Origin of the sequence: Aquibacillus albus, from assembly GCF_016908325.1 — a bacterium.
GTDB classification, from domain to species: domain Bacteria; phylum Bacillota; class Bacilli; order Bacillales; family Amphibacillaceae; genus Aquibacillus_A; species Aquibacillus_A albus.
This window is the reverse complement of the sequence record NZ_JAFBDR010000011.1, coordinates 1-16,067: the sequence shown is the minus strand read 5'-3', so window position 1 is coordinate 16,067 and position 16,067 is coordinate 1. Positions and strand designations below refer to the sequence as shown.

Here is a 16,067-nt window from a genome sequence, read left to right as displayed (position 1 = left end):
TAACCCGCCCAAATCAATCTTAGTTACTTGTTAAATCCTCTATTACCGTTTCTAATTTCATACCACGAGAGGCTTTAAATAGTATGATTGTTTGTTCATTTAATACATGCTTCAATTCCTCTACAAGTGCTTCCTTTGATTTAAAGTGCTTAGCAACAATCGATGTGTTCTGCGCACATAATTCATCCGCAATCTCCTTTGTATCTTCCCCTATCGTATAAACACGATCAATTTCATTTGTAATTACACCGGAAACAGAACGGTGTAAATCTTTTGACGAACTCCCCAATTCATACATATCGCCAAGAACTAACACCTTATTCTGATATCCTGTCATCTGTTTAACAACATCAATTGATGCTTTCATCGAAGTAGGTGAGGCATTATAGGCATCGTTTATAAGTGTAACTCCATTTTTGCCTTTTGTCCTTTCAAACCGCATTCCCGTTAACTCTAGGTTAATGAATGCATCTTTTATTTTCTTGATAGGAACCTGTAATTTATCCGCTATTTCGATGGCAAAGGCTGCATTTTTAACATTATGCTTTCCTAACAAATGGAGTGTATATTCGATATTTTTTAATCGGAAGAGGGTAGATGTTGTAGACATTTTCACATCTGATATCACAACATCATTTTCTTCTTCAAATCCAATAGCTCGTACATTCTCTTTACCACGTATCTCCCGTAGTAATGGTTCATCTCCATCAATCAACAATAATCCATTTTGTTTTAGGCCGGCTACTATTTCCAATTTTGCCTGTGCAATTCCTTCTCTTGAACCTAGATACTCTATATGTGATTCCCCAATATTAGTAATAACTGCAAAATCAGGATTTGCGATCTTAGAAAGTAATTCAATTTCTCCAAAGTGATTCATGCCCATCTCCAAAACTAAAACATCGGTATCTTTTTCCATGGATAAAATAGTAAGTGGTAAACCGATGTGATTGTTAAAATTACCTTTTGTTCGGTGTGTTTTATATGGAGACTGTAAAACGGTCCCAATAAGATCTTTTGTTGTTGTTTTCCCATTAGAACCTGTTACACCTATAACAATTGGATTAACTTTATTTCTATATGCATGAGCCAATTGCTGTAGAGCTACTAATGTATCTTCAACATAAAAAACTGGAAAATCTGTAGGCAAGAAATTAGGTATTGCCTTATCTTTTTGCCACAATGTAGCCACAGCTCCATTATTAAAAGCATCTTTCAGAAAATCATGCCCATCAAAAGATTCTCCGATTAAAGGAATAAAAAGTGATTTTTTTGACAATTTTCTACTATCAGAGGTAACCTCATTTATAGGTATATTGTCCTCCACAACACCTTGATTCTCTGGAAATAATTCCCCTAAAAAACTGGTCGTAAATAACATAAACCTTCTCCTTAACGTCGTTCTATTTCTTCACAGTAACTCAATGTAATTTAACCCTTGCCGATTTTCTGTATGATAGCATCCTCAGCCACCTTTTTATCATTAAAATCATGAACTTCATTTCCAATAATTTGATATGTTTCATGTCCTTTTCCTGCGATTAAAACAATATCATTTTCCTTTGCTAAACGGATGCTACGATTAATAGCTTCTTTTCTATCTACAATTACTTCATAGTTAGTTTTGTCCATCCCATTAATCATGTCATTGATAATTTGATCAGGGTCCTCAGACCTCGGATTATCAGAAGTAAACAGGGCTAAATCAGCATAATTCACAGCCACCTGAGCCATCAATGGACGTTTGGAACGGTCTCTATCTCCACCACATCCTACAACAACATACACATTTCCATTTGAAAAAGATCGAATCGTTGTTAGTACATTTTCTAAAGAATCAGGTGTATGTGCATAATCCACTATCACTCCATACGGTTGACCAGTGGCTACAGGTTCAAACCTTCCTTTCACCCCTGTTGTTAATTCCAAGGCTGATTTAATATCTCTCAGAGATACACCGGAACAGATTGCAGCAGCTGTTGCTGCAAGCATGTTATAAACACTAAATTTGCCCATTAGTCGACTCGTAATATCCATATTACCATCACTCGTACAAATGGTAAAAGAAGACCCATTTGCATTTAATTCTATGTTAGTTGCCGTTATATCTGCCTCTGAATCAATTCCATACGTAATAACATGCTGAGCCGTACTTTTTATAATAAATTCAGCATTTGAATCATCCTTGTTTACGATTGCAAACTTAGGAGATGTGAGATCATAACGATTACCAAGCTGAGAGAACAATAAACTTTTTGCATGTAAATAATCGCCCATGTTCTCATGATAATCAAGGTGATCTTGGGATAGATTCGTAAAAATTGCTATGTCGAAATCACATCCATAAACCCTACCTAAGTCTAGGGCATGCGAGGAAACCTCCATCATAACTGTTTCAACATTTTCTTCAACCATTTGGCGAAAACTTTTTTGTAAATAAAGAGCTTCAGGAGTTGTATTCTTTACATTGTAACTTGTATCACCAATTTTCATTTGTATCGTTCCAATTAAGCCAGTTTTTTTCTTGCTTTGTTGAAAAATCTCTTCTAACAAATAGGTTACAGAGGTTTTTCCGTTCGTACCAGTAACACCGATTAGCTGCAATTTATTCGTAGGATTGTGAAAAAATGTATTTGCTGCAATAGATAGTGCCCTAGAAGAATTATTTACAATGATAACAGGAATAGTTACGTCGACAGGTTTCTCCGCAACAATGGCACACGCACCATTTGCCTCAGCCTGTTTTGCAAAGTCATGACCATCAACTGTAAAGCCTGTTATACAGAAAAAAAGATCTCCATTTCCTACTTTTCTTGAATCAATAGCTATTCCTTTAATAAAAATGGAGTCTATATTTTTAGTAGTTTGATATAAAAAGAATCTCTCAACTAATTCACGTAGTTTCATTTATCTCATCCTAACTATAAGCCTTTACTTAACAATTTTTGGAAAGATATTTATACGAATTCAATTCGCTTTTAATTATAACAGAACATATAAAAGAGGACATATAGTAGTTAATTTTCATCTGAATTTTTTTCGCCAAAATAAAGTCTTATCTTATCTCCTTGATCAACTTTAACACCTGGTTCTGGTGCTTGATCAACAATATAATCTCCATCTCCACTCGCTTCGATTGACAAATTCACTAAGTACTGCTGTAGTTCATTCCTGGTCAATCCTCTTAAATCCGGAACTTCTACTAAAGGTTGATCTGGCCATTGATAGTCCTTTTCCAACCCGTCCTCTCGCTTTTCAACACCAAGCGCTCTTAAACTATCGCCAATAATTGAACCAACAATTGGTGCAGCAACAATGCCTCCAAACTGGAGCGTATCCTTTGGATTATCAATTGCTACGTAGACAACAATTTCAGGGTCATCTGCTGGTGCAAAACCAATAAAGGAAACAATATGATTATTACTCATATATTTTCCATCAGCACCAACTTTTTGTGCAGTACCTGTCTTTCCCCCTACACGGTACCCATCTACATAAGCACCTCTACCTGTACCTAAAGCTACAACACTCTCAAGAGCTTCTCTAATTTCTGAAGAGGTGCTTTCAGAAATCACTCGGTCTTTTAAATTGGGTTGCTTTTTTTCAATAACTTCCCCAGTAACCGAGTCAATCCATTCGTCAGCAATGTACGGCTCATATAAATACCCACCATTAACGGCAGCAGACACCGCCATTACTTGTTGTATTGGTGTAACAGACACCCCTTGACCAAAGGCAGTTGTTGCTAATTCAACTGGTCCAACCTGGTCTAATTTAAATAAAATACCATTCTCTTCACCTTGTAAATCAATACCAGTTTTTTCTCCAAATCCAAATTCATCAATGTAGGAAAATAATCTTTCTTTCCCTAATTTTTCACCTAACGTTACAAATCCTGGGTTACATGAATTTTGAACAACTTCCAAATAAGTTTGATGGCCATGTCCTCCACTTTTCCAACAACGTAAACGGGCCCCCCCAACTTCAATAGAACCTTTATCTGTGAATTCATCCTCATGTAAGTCAACAATATTTTCTTCCAAAGCCGCTGCTAGTGTTATAATTTTAAAGGTAGACCCTGGCTCATACGTACTCCATATTGGTAAATTTCTGTTATAAACATCGGATTTCACTTCTTGATAATTTTCCGGATTAAAATTTGGCCTTGAGGACATCGCTAATACTCCACCAGTATCAGGGTCTACAGCAATTGCTAAAGCACCATCCGGATTATACTTAGACTCAGCAATATCTAATTCCCTTTCAATAATTGTTTGAATTCTAGAATCTACTGTTAGTTTTAGGTGATTACCATCTTTTGGTGGATCATATACATCAGCAATATCTGGCATTCTTTGTCCTTTAGCATCCGAAAAGTAAGACAAACTACCTCGCTCACCTCTTAATTTCTCATCATAATAGAGTTCTAAGCCCATCAATCCTTGATTATCAATACCACTAAAACCTAATACATGAGATAAATAATCTTCGTTCGGATAATGACGTTTTGAATCCTCAGCTATATAAACCCCATCCATACCTAAAGTACGAATCGCATCTGCTTTCTCTTCTGAAATTTTCCTACCTTCCGGATGAATTCGCACAATATTTTCCTGTTTGGTTACTTCCTCATATGCGCTTTCTACTGTCATATCTAATATACTGGCTAATGCTTCCGCCACTTTTTGAGGTTCTTTTATTTGACGTGGAACTACCATTACAGTTGGGGCTGATACATTTTCAGCGAGGATTTCTCCATTTTTATCCAAAATTTTACCCCGCTCAGGCTCAAAAATAATATCACGACTCCATGATTCTTTTGCTTTATCCATTAGAACATCACCAATTACAAACTGGACGTAGCCTAGGCGTACATCAATAATTGCAAATATAATAATCGCAAACAAAAAAACAGTGACTAATCGCTTTCGCATTGTTACATTGGATACACGTTTCATTAGGACATCTCCTTATTACAGGTATGCTTGTATCCACTATATGTACAAGTAAAGACGATTAGAACACTGCTATGAATCCCTACTCACTTCATAGTAAACCCCTAAGCGGTGTTACAGAATATTATAACTACATTACAACTATTCTAGCGAATCTGATGGTTCATCCCCTTCAGATGGTGGATCTAATTCATTAGATTCGTCTTCTTGTGTACTCTCCGATTCTTGATTTGGCTTAGCAAATTCGACAACTAAATAATCCCCTTCATTTATATAAGTACCTGGTTCTACATGTTGTTTTACAACGTAACCATTGCCAATCACTTCTATATCCAAGTCTAATAAACTACTGAACTTCATCACATCACGTAACGACCAGCCAATAATATCTGGCATGGCAGGTTTATCTGTTATTAGAAGTATGCGCTCATTAGATAATACTCGTTCGCCTACATTTGGATGAATGTTAGTTACTTTAGTACCATCACCGATAGTTGTTACGTTTAAACCATAATCTTCTAACCGTTTTTGAGCCTGTTTTGTTTCCTGTCCAACCATATTTGGAATTACTATCGTTTCAACTTTGCTGTTTTCTTGTTTATCTGGACGAATATTCAAGTAGTGTAGGCTATTTTCCATTACATTTTTAAAAATAAAAGAAACTGGTTCTGAACCTAATTCATTTTCTGATAGTTTCGGTTGTTTAACGGAAACATACATTAATAATTCAGGATTATTCTTTGGAGCCATCCCTAAAAAAGAGAAAATATAATTGTCATCACCTGTTAAATATCCACCACTTTCCGGATCCGGAATTTGAGCCGTACCTGTTTTCCCTGCTAGTGTATAATCATTTAATTTATACACCTTTCCAGTCCCGTTCTCGGAAGTTACAACTGTTTCCAGTACATTTCGTACCTGATTAGCAGTTGATGGTGAAATTGGGTTACCAACAACTTCCGGCTCCGTTTCAGTCATGTTCTTTCCGGATTCTTGATTATAAACCTTCGAAATAACATAAGGTCTAACCATCTTTCCATCATTAGCAATGGCAGTAGCAGCCATCATTTGTTGAATGGGTGTTAATGTTGTACCTTGACCAAATGAAGTGGTTATTTTTTCAATAGGCCAATTATAAAGGATGGTTCCAGCTTGTTCACCAGGCAAATCAATTCCAGTAGGTTGATTAAAATGAAAGTCATTTAAATAATTACGAAAAGTGTCTGGGCCCATCTTTTCCCAAACTAATTTTGCCGCTGCAACATTCGAAGACCGTTGAATACCTTCCTCATAAGTAATTGTCCCCCAACCACCACGTCTGTGATCACGTATCGGTCGATTTCTATCATCAATTCTGTAACTCCCCGATGCATATGTATCATTCGGTTGATAAACACCCTCTTCAATAGCTGCTGCTAAAGTAAAAATTTTCATGGTCGATCCTGGCTCAAACGGTGTTGATATGGCATCATTATACCAATTCTCTACCTCTCCTAGCTGATTTGGGTTATAACTCGGACGATTACTCATAGCGAGGACTTCTCCAGTTTTGGGATTCATTACAACAGCTGTCATTCGTTCCGGTTCGTATTGTTCAGCCACTTGAGACATAGAATCCTCAAGTAATGTTTGAATTTTTTGGTCAATCGTTAAATAAACATCCTCACCATCATCCGCTTCTGTAACGACTTCTTCGGGATTTAACAATTTAACATTATATTTGTCACGTTTGTAGGATATCACCCCGTTCTCCCCAGTCAAGTAATCATTTAATTGTTGTTCAATTCCTGTCACTCCTTTGATGACCCCTTCTTTCTTTTGTGCTAATCCAATTACCTGTGATGCAAAGACACCATTTGGATAAAACCGTTTTTTATCTTCCATAAATTCAATTCCTGGTAAGTCCAATGCATCAATTTCATCCTTCTTTTCTTGACTAAGGTTTTTACCATTTGTCCCAAACTCAACCTGGAATAAATCATTTGCCTTTGCAGTCTCTATTTTGCTAACAATTTCTGTTACATCCATATTTAATAAAGGAGCCAGCATTTCCGCAGTTCTATGCGGATTTTCGACATGCCTTGGCTCCTCTGGATTCGTTGTATAATCTTCTCTAACAATAGCGTAAACTCGATATACTGTTCTATCTTGTGCAAGCGCCATACCATTTCGGTCATAAATCGTTCCTCTTTTTGCCTGGAGTTCATACGTATTCGTTCTTCTTTTATCTGCCAATTCCTTCAGAGATACTCCAGAAACTTCTCCTGTCCCTTGTATGTATAAAAAACGACCTGACAGGGTTAAAAACATTGCTACAAATAGGAGCATCAGCACTGCTGACATTACATGAGTAGTCGTGCTCTTTTTCAACTTATATCCCCGTCCTTTAAAACAGTTCAAATAGTATTCTCTTCCCCTTAATTAGCGAGCTGACTCGCTTGTTTTACTTTTGTGTTCTGAATCTTTAAACCATTTTTCTTTGCTATTTGTATAATTCTATCTGGATTACTATATTCCTTAACCTTATATTGTAAATTTTGGTTTTCTGTTTGTTGCTTTTGAACATTTTGTTCCAATTGTTGAACTTCGCGATTTAATGAATCGGTTGATGAGCTAAATGAAACCGTAAAAACTAACGCAAAAATTGTAACAATACTAAATAGTGAATAGATAAACTTTTCCCCAGGTGTGATCCAATACCTTTTAACGTTTACTTGAGGCTGATGTTCGGTTTGCCTAGTAGGAATGCCTTGTGTGTCTTGCCATGTTTGTTGCCAACTTTTCGCTTCACTTGCAGCCATTATCGATTTCATCCTTCCTGATATTCAAATTTATCATTCCATGGACTTATTTTTTCAACAATACGGAGCTTAGCTGATCTTGATCTTCGATTCAATTCAAGCTCTTGCTCGCCAGGTAAAATCGGCTTCCGATTAATTTGTTTAAACGGTGCTTTGTTTTCTTCTGGTATAATCGGAATGTTTTTTGGAACAGGTAGAGTGGTGCTCCACTTCTTAAAGGCTTGTTTACACATTCTATCCTCTAACGAGTGAAATGTAATTACAGAAATCCTTCCACCAACTTGCACTACTTTGGCTGCTTGGTGCAATACATCAAAAAAAGAGTTTAACTCGTCATTTACTGCTATCCGAATAGCTTGAAAGATTCGTTTTGCAGGATGACCACCTTTTCTTCGTGCAGGGGCTGGTATTGCTTCCTTAATAATTTCAACAAGCTCCTGGGTTGTACGAATTTCCCTTTTATTTCTTACATCTTCAATTTTACGAGCAATTTGCTTTGAAAATTTCTCTTCTCCATACCGATAGAAGATTCGAACCAACTGTTCATAAGACCATTGATTGACTACTTCATATGCTGTAAATTCTTGAGATTGATCCATTCGCATGTCAAGAGGAGCATCATTATGATAACTAAAGCCTCTTTCAATTTGATCTAATTGTGGGGAAGATACACCTAAATCAAGAAGAATACCATCTACATTGTTTATATTCTGTTGATCCAGCTGTTCTTCCAAATAACGGAAATTTGAGTGGATATAAATGATTCGGTCATTAAAGGCTTCTAGTCTCGCTTTTGCAGCCTCAATTGCATTGGTATCCTGGTCAAAAGCGATTAATTGACCTTCATGATTTAATTGCTGAGCAATCATTTCTGAATGGCCTCCACCCCCCAATGTACAGTCAACATATGTACCACCAGGTCTAATGTTTAAGCCATTCACTGCTTCTTTCTTTAGAACGCTAAAGTGTTCAAACAATTTCACTCACCTACTTTGTACTTAATCTAAGCTGCTTAACAGGGAAACGTTTAAATATCAAAATCCATCATGTTTTCAGCAATTTCAGCAAACGATTCCTCGGAATCCTCGAAATAATCCTCCCATTCATCGTTAGCCCAGAATTCAATCCGATTTGAAACTCCAATAACTACACATTCTTTTTCAAGTTGAGCGTATTTTCTAAGTGGTGCAGGAATATTTATTCTACCCTGTTTATCAACTTCGCATTCGACAGCTCCTGAAAAGAAAAAGCGGGTAAATGCACGGGCGTCTTTTTTAGTAAGTGGGAGTTTTTTCAATTTTTCTTCAAGTATTCGCCATTCATTCATGGGATACGCAAACAAACATTGATCTAAACCTCTGGTTAAAACAAAGATGTCGCCTAGACCCTCTCTGAATTTCGCAGGGACAATAATGCGACCTTTAGTATCAATATTATGTTGAAATTCCCCCATAAACATATGGTCCGCCCCACTTTCTGTCTCTATAGTACCACAATCCCCCACCTTTCACCACTCATTTTTTCTAATTTTTAAATATTCACACAAATCAGTTACGACCAAGATAAATCCCTAACAATTCTTCGGATACTAAAGCTCACTTTTCACCCAAAAAATGTATCTTTTTTTGCTAATCATTGGACATTTAACCCTCTATTACTGAAAAATTAGACGCATGTTTTTAATCCTCATAACAGAACAATTGTCCCCTTTATGTATTTTCTTAATTGTGAAAAAAAGAAAAAATCGCTTTGTAGCGATTGCTACAAAGCGATTTTAAAATCATCCATACTTAATTGTGGTGGAAAGTGGGGGATCTTTTTATCCAATTACTAAAAATAAATAATATAGTGCGATTGCTCGAAATCATACGTGTGCTCTACCATTTGATTTATAAAATCTGTACCGAAACTATTTATAAAAGGAATAACATTCCATGAACGTTCCTGTAATCCACCTTCTGGCCGAAGCATAGTTTGCATATGGTTAAAGCTTTCTATTGCATGTTTATTCTTGTTCTCTAAGGACTTCTTCATTTTATCCTGTAAAAAATGAAGGTCTTCAAAAATGTAAATTAAATTCTTCTCTGCTAATCCACCTAAATCGGGACCCAATGAGTTAGCTAAATTGCGCAGGGGCTTATGAGCACGATCAAAAGAATCCTTCACTTGTTCTGTCAGCAATTCTATTGGAGGACTTGTTTGAGAAGCAAGCCAATTTCCTTTATCTTGATCTAATCCACGATTTATAACTTGGATTGGATCTAACCCAAAGTGTTGAAGTTTTTTTTCAATCTTCCGATCCATTAGCGTAAATGACAACCTAGGTAAAACTGGCGGCATCTTGATTTCGATTGCTTCAAAGGCTGGTTTTAATACTGACCAATAGGCAACTTCACCTAATCCTCCCAAAAATGCGAGACTTGGAAACAGTAATTCCTGCATTAATGGTCGAGTAACCACATTATTACTCAATAACTCCGGTTTATGCTTAGCAATATGTAATAATTCATCTGTTGTTAACCTACATTCATTTTGCTTGCCAACCCAATTACCTTCTTCATCTCTAATAAGTAATATTCTTTCACCATCTTTATGATAAAACACATGTGCATCATTTTCCTCGGCATCAATCGATACAGAATAACCATTACTTTTCATTTTTTGTGTTTGTTGATAGACACCTTTACTAATCCAAGGTTGTTTATCAATTAATTCACAAAAATGATTCCGTTCTAATTCTCGAACTAAAGGACTACCCGAATCGACTAATACCAGCCCTTCCTTTTCGAATAGGTTTAAAATAATTCTAGCAAAGAAATCTACATAAGAACTAGACTTATCCAGTTCCTTATTAATTAAACCATACAAATCCTTCGTGTATTCCGTTTCGGGAATGTCCATAAATATTTGCTTGATCCAATGACTAGCAGCATCTTTATCTAATTCAAGGGATGACATTGCTTGCTTGTTAGTTACTTGTTGTTTAATTTTATACTTCTGCATTCTATCTTTCTTTGCTAATAAAATATGATTTATTTCTTCAAAATCATGGTCTTCTCCTGCAATCCAAAATACAGGTATTACGGGTACTTGTAGGTTTTCTTCCTGTTTCTTAGCTAAATGTATAATAGAAACAATTTTATGAATAGTAAACAAAGGCCCGGTTAAAAGGCCCGCTTGTTGCCCACCAATCACAACAACACTGTTATCGTCCTTTAGTCGTTCAATATTTTCCAGGGTTGAATCCGGCGCATCCCAATCAGTGTTTAACTGTTTCAACACTTCAGATAAACTAAAACGGTTAAATTGTCTTTCTTTTAAATCAGCAAGACGTTGTTGAAAAGTTGCTGATTCAAAGGGAAGATAATCAAAATATTTCATAATTGCCTTATCACTTTGATAATAATCAATTGCTAAACGATTGTTCGTAGAAAGTTTCACTGCGTCGATCCGCATGGATACCTGCTCCTTCTTCATAATTTCGTTACTATTCGTATTTTACATAAAAGCACTTACAAATTCACACATTATGTTTGAGAGAAACTTTTATATACGTGCAATTGTCATTCCTAACCCTAATAAAATAAGGCTAATATGCAAAAAGAAAAATAGTAAAAAAGTTAACCTCCAAAATATTTTCCACGCATAAATAAAAATAATTTCTTCTTTTGTTTTCCATTGGATTAAAATTATGGTACTTAATAAAACTAGTAAAAAAATAAAGATATACCCTATAAAATTTCGTTCAAATAGTACGTAAAGTAAAATACCTACTGAAAAAATATACAAAATAGTAGTGTAATTCACCGTAATATACACTGATTTCCATTTATTACGAAACGCTTTTAAAACTCCAATATACAACAAAATAGTAAAAAGAATAGGAAAAGTTATCAAACATGCAGTTACATTCGAAAAAACAGTTATCACTTACCTACCACTCCTTTACTATGTTCTAAAGCTCTTATGGCTTCATACATGAACTGTAAATTTGGAGTGTCAACTTTTGTATGGGTAAGTAAATACCCACAAATTCCCTCTATTTCTGATTTTCTATTGTTCATAATATCTAGCTTCATAGAAGATTCATTTTCTTTTGTTATACGGATAACACGAACTACATTGTCCCATTGATCCTTGTCTACAAGACCTAGTACATCACAAGTCTCCTTACAAAGCGCCTTGGCTAATGTTGTTAAATAAGGATTCTTTAAAATTTCACCATTTTTAACTTGAAAAAGTGCGGTTAAAGGATTAACCACAGCATTAATTATTAATTTCTCTCCAAGCATCTTGTACCAATCTTCTTTGATTACAATTGGAAACGACTGACGATGGAAAGAATCAATTACCTTTGTTAATGACAATTTGTCACCAGTTACTGATGCAATATTGATTTTTCCTTCTCCGGTTTGCTTTACACAACGATCATTTACTTTTATCGCTCCATGTTCACATGTACCTACCAAAATCGTTTGCTTATTTTGGTATCTTAGAATGTAACCTACATGTCCCATCCCATTTTGCAAAAAAATAATCGGACATCTGATTTCCTGTAAATATGGATAAAGGTGTCTAAGATGATATTGTTTTACGCAAACAAACATCATTTCTTCTTGCTTTATTTCGCTTACAAGAAGTGCCGATACATTAGATCGAGTATGAGCAGGCAAAAAAAATAATCCCTCTCGATTTATTTCTTCTTTTTGTTCTTGTCTTCTTACATAGACGGTGACTTTATGATCAATTCCAATTTGTGCTGCCACTAATAATCCAATTGACCCTCCTCCAATAACTCCAACATGCATCGTACCACTCCAGTTTCCAAGTTATTTTGACATAAGATGACATAAATATGATAATACCAAATTCACTACATATCAACTAGTTAATTATCGTGTGAGTTCAAGAAGTCGCTAAATTAGAAGTAAGCAGATCGAGGCGGGTGAGGATTCTTAGGTCCGGAAGAACGAGCCAACGAAGAGGTATGTCGCTTATCACTTGATGACCTTGTGAAACATCTTCTTTAAGCACAAATAGAAAGCCCTTGTTGATTAAGTCAACAAGGGGTTTTGTTAATGCATCATTCATTTACGTTTAAAGACTTCTTTTCCGTGTTTTTATTTTCGACCCAGCGCCAAACTTTTCCGATTTCTTGCCAGGCTTGTTCGTATCGCTTTAGTTGTTGCTTTAATTCATTGTTTTCCTCTGTAAGCATTTGAAGCTCATCATTTGCAACTTCACTAATCTCACCATTTGTATGAAAGTTCGTTTTCATTTTCTCTAAAAGTGAAATAGCAGCCTCTAATGTTCCTTCTTCATTATATTCATCTATAGCAAGAAAATGATTAAACGAGTCCGCTTGTTTTTTTCTATCTTTCTTTGCGAGTTGAACCGCTTGCTGATATTGTTTCCTAATAGAAGCATTCCATCGAAAGCCACAGGCAGCTGGTGTTCTTGATAATCGTTTACCTACTTCCTTAAAAGCCTCAAGCTGTGTCTTTCCTTCACGAATATAACGCAAAACCGTTTCTGCAAGCAATATGTCCTCATCTTGGCTCCAAGCGTCCTGTCTAGTATTCGTCATTCCATCCCTCCTCTACACATCGTTTGCTATCAATGTATGCAAAAAATAGGAGTGATAGAATAATTTCTTTTCTACTTTTTCTTATTTTCAGAAAAAGGTGAGAGAAGTTTGACTACAGCTTTAGCGCTGGAGACTGGACGTCACTAGCCTACACCATTTATCCACAAGCCCGCCATTTTATAGCATAAAAAAGATGACCTTTTTATTTAGGCCATCTTTCATATACATATTGGTTGAATGATAACTTCATCATTAATTATTGCTCAACCACTTTTTTTCCATCATAGTGTCCACACGCTTTGCAAACATGGTGTGGCTTTGTGTATTCACCACAATTTGAACATTCAATCATACCAGGTACGTGTAACTTTTTATGTGTACGTCGTTGATTTTTCACTTTTTTAGAAGTTCTTCTTTTTGGTACTGCCATGTCTTACACCTCCTTCAATTACGAAACGAAAATCTTCCCTTTAAAGGATGTTCGAAAAAAACCAACTTGTATATGTCTGCTGGCTATCTCAAACAACCACTTTAACTAGGAAAAGACAGTGCTTATACTACTTTTCCTTAACGATTTTCTTCTTCATCGTTATCTTTTAATAATGATTGCAACTTTTGTAGGCGTGGGTCAATTTTGTCAACCTTACTATCTTCCGATTGAACCTCCCAGCCATCACCCTCTGTCAATGCATTTTCCTGAACTTCTTTATCTTCGGAAAACACTCGAAAAGGAACTTCCAATAAAACATTTTCCTTTATATAAGGGGTTAAGTCAAGCATTTCTCCATTAACAGGATGAATTTCTGAACCATCCTCCTCATTATAATAAGGAGATGCAGAAAATACTTCCAAAGCATCTATGTTAAATGGATACTTAACATCAACTAGAGTTCTTGCACAAGGTAAAATCATAGTTCCTTCTATCGAGAAATGAAAGGTAATTTCGTTTCCTTGTGTTGTAGCAAAACCCTTTACAAGCACAGGATCAATATGACGAATATCATTATTCATTTCTTCTACTTCAGAAATATCTACATAATCCTCAAATCGAAGAGGTTCGGAACCAGTTGACTTTAACTTCTGAATGGAAAATTTCATTCGTACCACCTCAATGCACAAAGGTTATTTTAAAAGGAATTTCAGTTTTTGTCAATATTTTTCCTTTACAGTGAACAATTATCCACAATTAAATAAATTTCTTAGATTTAATGAATTCCATACTAACATAGGAATGTTACTCAAACAACCTGGCTAAATATGTTAAAATAACCATACATAAATTGATCGGAGTGTTTGTATGAGAGCTTGTGGTTTAATCGTTGAGTATAATCCGTTTCACAACGGCCACAAATACCATTTAGAAGAATCAAAACAAATTTCATCAGCTGACTGTATGGTCGCTGTAATGAGCGGGAATTTTTTACAGCGTGGAGAACCAGCCCTTCTGGACAAATTTCATCGTGCCAAAGTGGCGATAAAAGAAGGTGTAGATATAGTTTTAGAACTACCATTTGCCTATGCTGTGCAAAATAGTGATCTATTTGCTAGGGGCGCTATTTTAACCTTAGATGCCGTTGGTGTTTCCTCTCTTTGTTTTGGTAGTGAACACGGGGAAATAAAGGGGTTTCTAAATGCTTACCATAGTTACATAGATAGACAAGAAGACTACAAGAGAGTTTTAAAAGCAGGGCTAGAAACTGGATTATCATTTCCTGAAGCGAGTAAACATGCCTATCATCATATTGGTCTTACAGAAGGAGAAGTGGATTTATCCAAGCCAAATAATATACTAGGCTTTAGTTATATAAAAGGAATCTACGAGACAAATCCAACACTAAAAGCCCTAACCATACAAAGAATAAAAAACGATTATCATGACCAAAACATTACACATGAAATCGCAAGCGCTACTAGTATACGGAAAGAATTACTAGAGAAGGGGTACCTGTCTGATAAAGCCAAAAACGCTTTACCTCCTTCCACTCAATTAGAGTTGGAGTATTATTATCAAAAGGCTAGCTTATGGCATTACTGGGAACATTACTTTCCTCTTTTGCAATACCGAGTACAGACAATGTCAGAGGATGAGCTTCGTGCCATTCAAGGAGTAGAAGAAGGTCTTGAAAATAGAATAAAGGCAACTGCAAATAAAGCCACCAGTTTTGATGAATGGATGACTAGGTTGAAAACGAAAAGGTATACATGGACAAGACTCCAACGAACATTCGTTCATATTTTAACAAATACAAAAAAAGCAACGATGGAAACGTTACTAGCCAAAAATGCTGTTCCTTATGTTCGATTACTGGGAATGTCTAAAAAGGGTCAATCTTATTTAAACCAACAAAAAAAGCACTTGGATAAACCGATCATTACAAGCTTGAAAAAAACAAACGATTCGTTGTTACTGCTCGATGAACGGGCAACTGATGCTTATTACTGCATTATCCCTCCTCATAAAAGAAATAAGCTTAGACAACAAGAAATAAAACCACCATTTATGTTACATTCTTAAACATTAGCTCTTATCGAAACCTTTTTTGTTTATTACTACACAGTTGACACAAAATGCGACATAACCTTTGCATGGAATTGCTTTAATACACTTTTTTGAATCGGGTGCAATAACCGCTTCGGCAGAATACTTCGCTTTCCGCGGGCACGGCCTCAGCCTCCTCAGAAGCAAAGAACGCTTCTTGCGGGGTCTTCGGACACGTGCTGTTC

15 protein-coding genes are annotated in these 16,067 nt (G+C 35.9%); 1 reads left to right on the top strand and 14 read right to left on the bottom strand.

Annotated elements, in window-relative coordinates; all coding sequences use genetic code 11:
- Positions 1-19: 19 nt before the first annotated feature.
- From JOC48_RS10865 to JOC48_RS10800, 14 genes are all read right to left on the bottom strand, one after another.
- Entirely contained in the window at positions 20-1,381 is a 1,362-nt protein-coding gene (locus JOC48_RS10865) for a UDP-N-acetylmuramoyl-tripeptide--D-alanyl-D-alanine ligase (protein ID WP_204499590.1), read from the bottom strand.
- A gap of 50 nt (positions 1,382-1,431) precedes the next feature.
- Complete coding sequence (locus JOC48_RS10860) at positions 1,432-2,907, bottom strand: UDP-N-acetylmuramoyl-L-alanyl-D-glutamate--2,6-diaminopimelate ligase (RefSeq protein ID WP_204499589.1); 1,476 nt, start codon at positions 2,905-2,907, stop codon at positions 1,432-1,434.
- Positions 2,908-3,017: 110 nt separating this feature from the next.
- Complete coding sequence (locus tag JOC48_RS10855) at positions 3,018-4,958, bottom strand: stage V sporulation protein D (protein WP_204499588.1); 1,941 nt, start codon at positions 4,956-4,958, stop codon at positions 3,018-3,020.
- 138 nt (positions 4,959-5,096) lie between these two features.
- Positions 5,097-7,298 (bottom strand): penicillin-binding protein, encoded by a 2,202-nt coding sequence (locus JOC48_RS10850; protein WP_204499811.1) that lies wholly within the window; start codon positions 7,296-7,298, stop codon positions 5,097-5,099.
- 74 nt (positions 7,299-7,372) lie between these two features.
- Entirely contained in the window at positions 7,373-7,756 is a 384-nt protein-coding gene (gene ftsL, locus JOC48_RS10845) for a cell division protein FtsL (protein WP_204499587.1), read from the bottom strand.
- Positions 7,757-7,764: 8 nt separating this feature from the next.
- Positions 7,765-8,733, bottom strand: a complete 969-nt coding sequence (rsmH, locus tag JOC48_RS10840; RefSeq protein WP_204499586.1) for a 16S rRNA (cytosine(1402)-N(4))-methyltransferase RsmH — start codon at positions 8,731-8,733, stop codon at positions 7,765-7,767.
- A gap of 50 nt (positions 8,734-8,783) precedes the next feature.
- Positions 8,784-9,215 carry a division/cell wall cluster transcriptional repressor MraZ gene (gene mraZ / locus JOC48_RS10835; protein WP_204499585.1) on the bottom strand — a complete coding sequence of 144 codons (432 nt, stop codon included), beginning with the start codon at positions 9,213-9,215 and terminating at the stop codon, positions 8,784-8,786.
- A 371-nt stretch (positions 9,216-9,586) separates the two neighbouring features.
- Positions 9,587-11,233 carry a bacillithiol biosynthesis cysteine-adding enzyme BshC gene (gene bshC, locus JOC48_RS10830; RefSeq protein ID WP_239584314.1) on the bottom strand — a complete coding sequence of 549 codons (1,647 nt, stop codon included), beginning with the start codon at positions 11,231-11,233 and terminating at the stop codon, positions 9,587-9,589.
- Between the two features lie 69 nt (positions 11,234-11,302).
- Positions 11,303-11,686 (bottom strand): DUF3397 domain-containing protein, encoded by a 384-nt coding sequence (locus JOC48_RS21780; RefSeq protein ID WP_204499584.1) that lies wholly within the window; start codon positions 11,684-11,686, stop codon positions 11,303-11,305.
- Complete coding sequence (locus JOC48_RS10820) at positions 11,683-12,564, bottom strand: 2-dehydropantoate 2-reductase (RefSeq protein ID WP_204499582.1); 882 nt, start codon at positions 12,562-12,564, stop codon at positions 11,683-11,685. The genes JOC48_RS21780 and JOC48_RS10820 overlap by 4 nt, the downstream gene beginning before the upstream one ends.
- A 97-nt stretch (positions 12,565-12,661) precedes the next feature.
- Positions 12,662-12,847 carry a hypothetical protein gene (locus JOC48_RS10815; protein WP_204499579.1) on the bottom strand — a complete coding sequence of 62 codons (186 nt, stop codon included), beginning with the start codon at positions 12,845-12,847 and terminating at the stop codon, positions 12,662-12,664.
- The gene (locus tag JOC48_RS10810) at positions 12,840-13,343 is read right to left on the bottom strand and encodes an RsfA family transcriptional regulator (RefSeq protein WP_204499577.1); all 504 of its coding nucleotides are present in this window, start codon (positions 13,341-13,343) and stop codon (positions 12,840-12,842) included. The genes JOC48_RS10815 and JOC48_RS10810 overlap by 8 nt, the downstream gene beginning before the upstream one ends.
- A gap of 256 nt (positions 13,344-13,599) precedes the next feature.
- On the bottom strand, positions 13,600-13,773 hold the full coding sequence (gene rpmF / locus JOC48_RS10805) for a 50S ribosomal protein L32 (protein WP_204499575.1): 174 nt from the start codon (positions 13,771-13,773) through the stop codon (positions 13,600-13,602).
- A 137-nt stretch (positions 13,774-13,910) separates the two neighbouring features.
- A complete protein-coding gene (locus tag JOC48_RS10800; RefSeq protein WP_204499573.1) occupies positions 13,911-14,441 on the bottom strand; it encodes a YceD family protein in 531 nt (176 codons plus the stop codon).
- Positions 14,442-14,640: 199 nt separating this feature from the next.
- Here JOC48_RS10800 and JOC48_RS10795 point away from each other — a divergent pair, with 199 nt between their 5' ends.
- Positions 14,641-15,858: a nucleotidyltransferase gene (locus JOC48_RS10795; protein ID WP_204499572.1), complete on the top strand. Its 1,218-nt coding sequence runs from the start codon at positions 14,641-14,643 to the stop codon at positions 15,856-15,858.
- Positions 15,859-16,067: the final 209 nt, after the last annotated feature.

What these genes read in the sequence shown, in the direction of transcription:
- JOC48_RS10820 (WP_204499582.1), bottom strand. Translation starts at nt 12,564, where the DNA reads ATGCATGTTGGAGTTATTGGAGGAGGGTCAATTGGATTATTAGTGGCA.
- JOC48_RS10865 (WP_204499590.1), bottom strand. Translation starts at nt 1,381, where the DNA reads ATGTTATTTACGACCAGTTTTTTAGGGGAATTATTTCCAGAGAATCAA.
- bshC (WP_239584314.1), bottom strand. Translation starts at nt 11,233, where the DNA reads ATGAAGAAGGAGCAGGTATCCATGCGGATCGACGCAGTGAAACTTTCT.
- JOC48_RS10855 (WP_204499588.1), bottom strand. Translation starts at nt 4,958, where the DNA reads ATGAAACGTGTATCCAATGTAACAATGCGAAAGCGATTAGTCACTGTT.
- JOC48_RS10860 (WP_204499589.1), bottom strand. Translation starts at nt 2,907, where the DNA reads ATGAAACTACGTGAATTAGTTGAGAGATTCTTTTTATATCAAACTACT.
- JOC48_RS10810 (WP_204499577.1), bottom strand. Translation starts at nt 13,343, where the DNA reads ATGACGAATACTAGACAGGACGCTTGGAGCCAAGATGAGGACATATTG.
- JOC48_RS10815 (WP_204499579.1), bottom strand. Translation starts at nt 12,847, where the DNA reads ATGAATGATGCATTAACAAAACCCCTTGTTGACTTAATCAACAAGGGC.
- JOC48_RS10850 (WP_204499811.1), bottom strand. Translation starts at nt 7,298, where the DNA reads ATGTCAGCAGTGCTGATGCTCCTATTTGTAGCAATGTTTTTAACCCTG.
- rpmF (WP_204499575.1), bottom strand. Translation starts at nt 13,773, where the DNA reads ATGGCAGTACCAAAAAGAAGAACTTCTAAAAAAGTGAAAAATCAACGA.
- ftsL (WP_204499587.1), bottom strand. Translation starts at nt 7,756, where the DNA reads ATGGCTGCAAGTGAAGCGAAAAGTTGGCAACAAACATGGCAAGACACA.
- mraZ (WP_204499585.1), bottom strand. Translation starts at nt 9,215, where the DNA reads ATGTTTATGGGGGAATTTCAACATAATATTGATACTAAAGGTCGCATT.
- JOC48_RS10795 (WP_204499572.1), top strand. Translation starts at nt 14,641, where the DNA reads ATGAGAGCTTGTGGTTTAATCGTTGAGTATAATCCGTTTCACAACGGC.
- JOC48_RS10800 (WP_204499573.1), bottom strand. Translation starts at nt 14,441, where the DNA reads ATGAAATTTTCCATTCAGAAGTTAAAGTCAACTGGTTCCGAACCTCTT.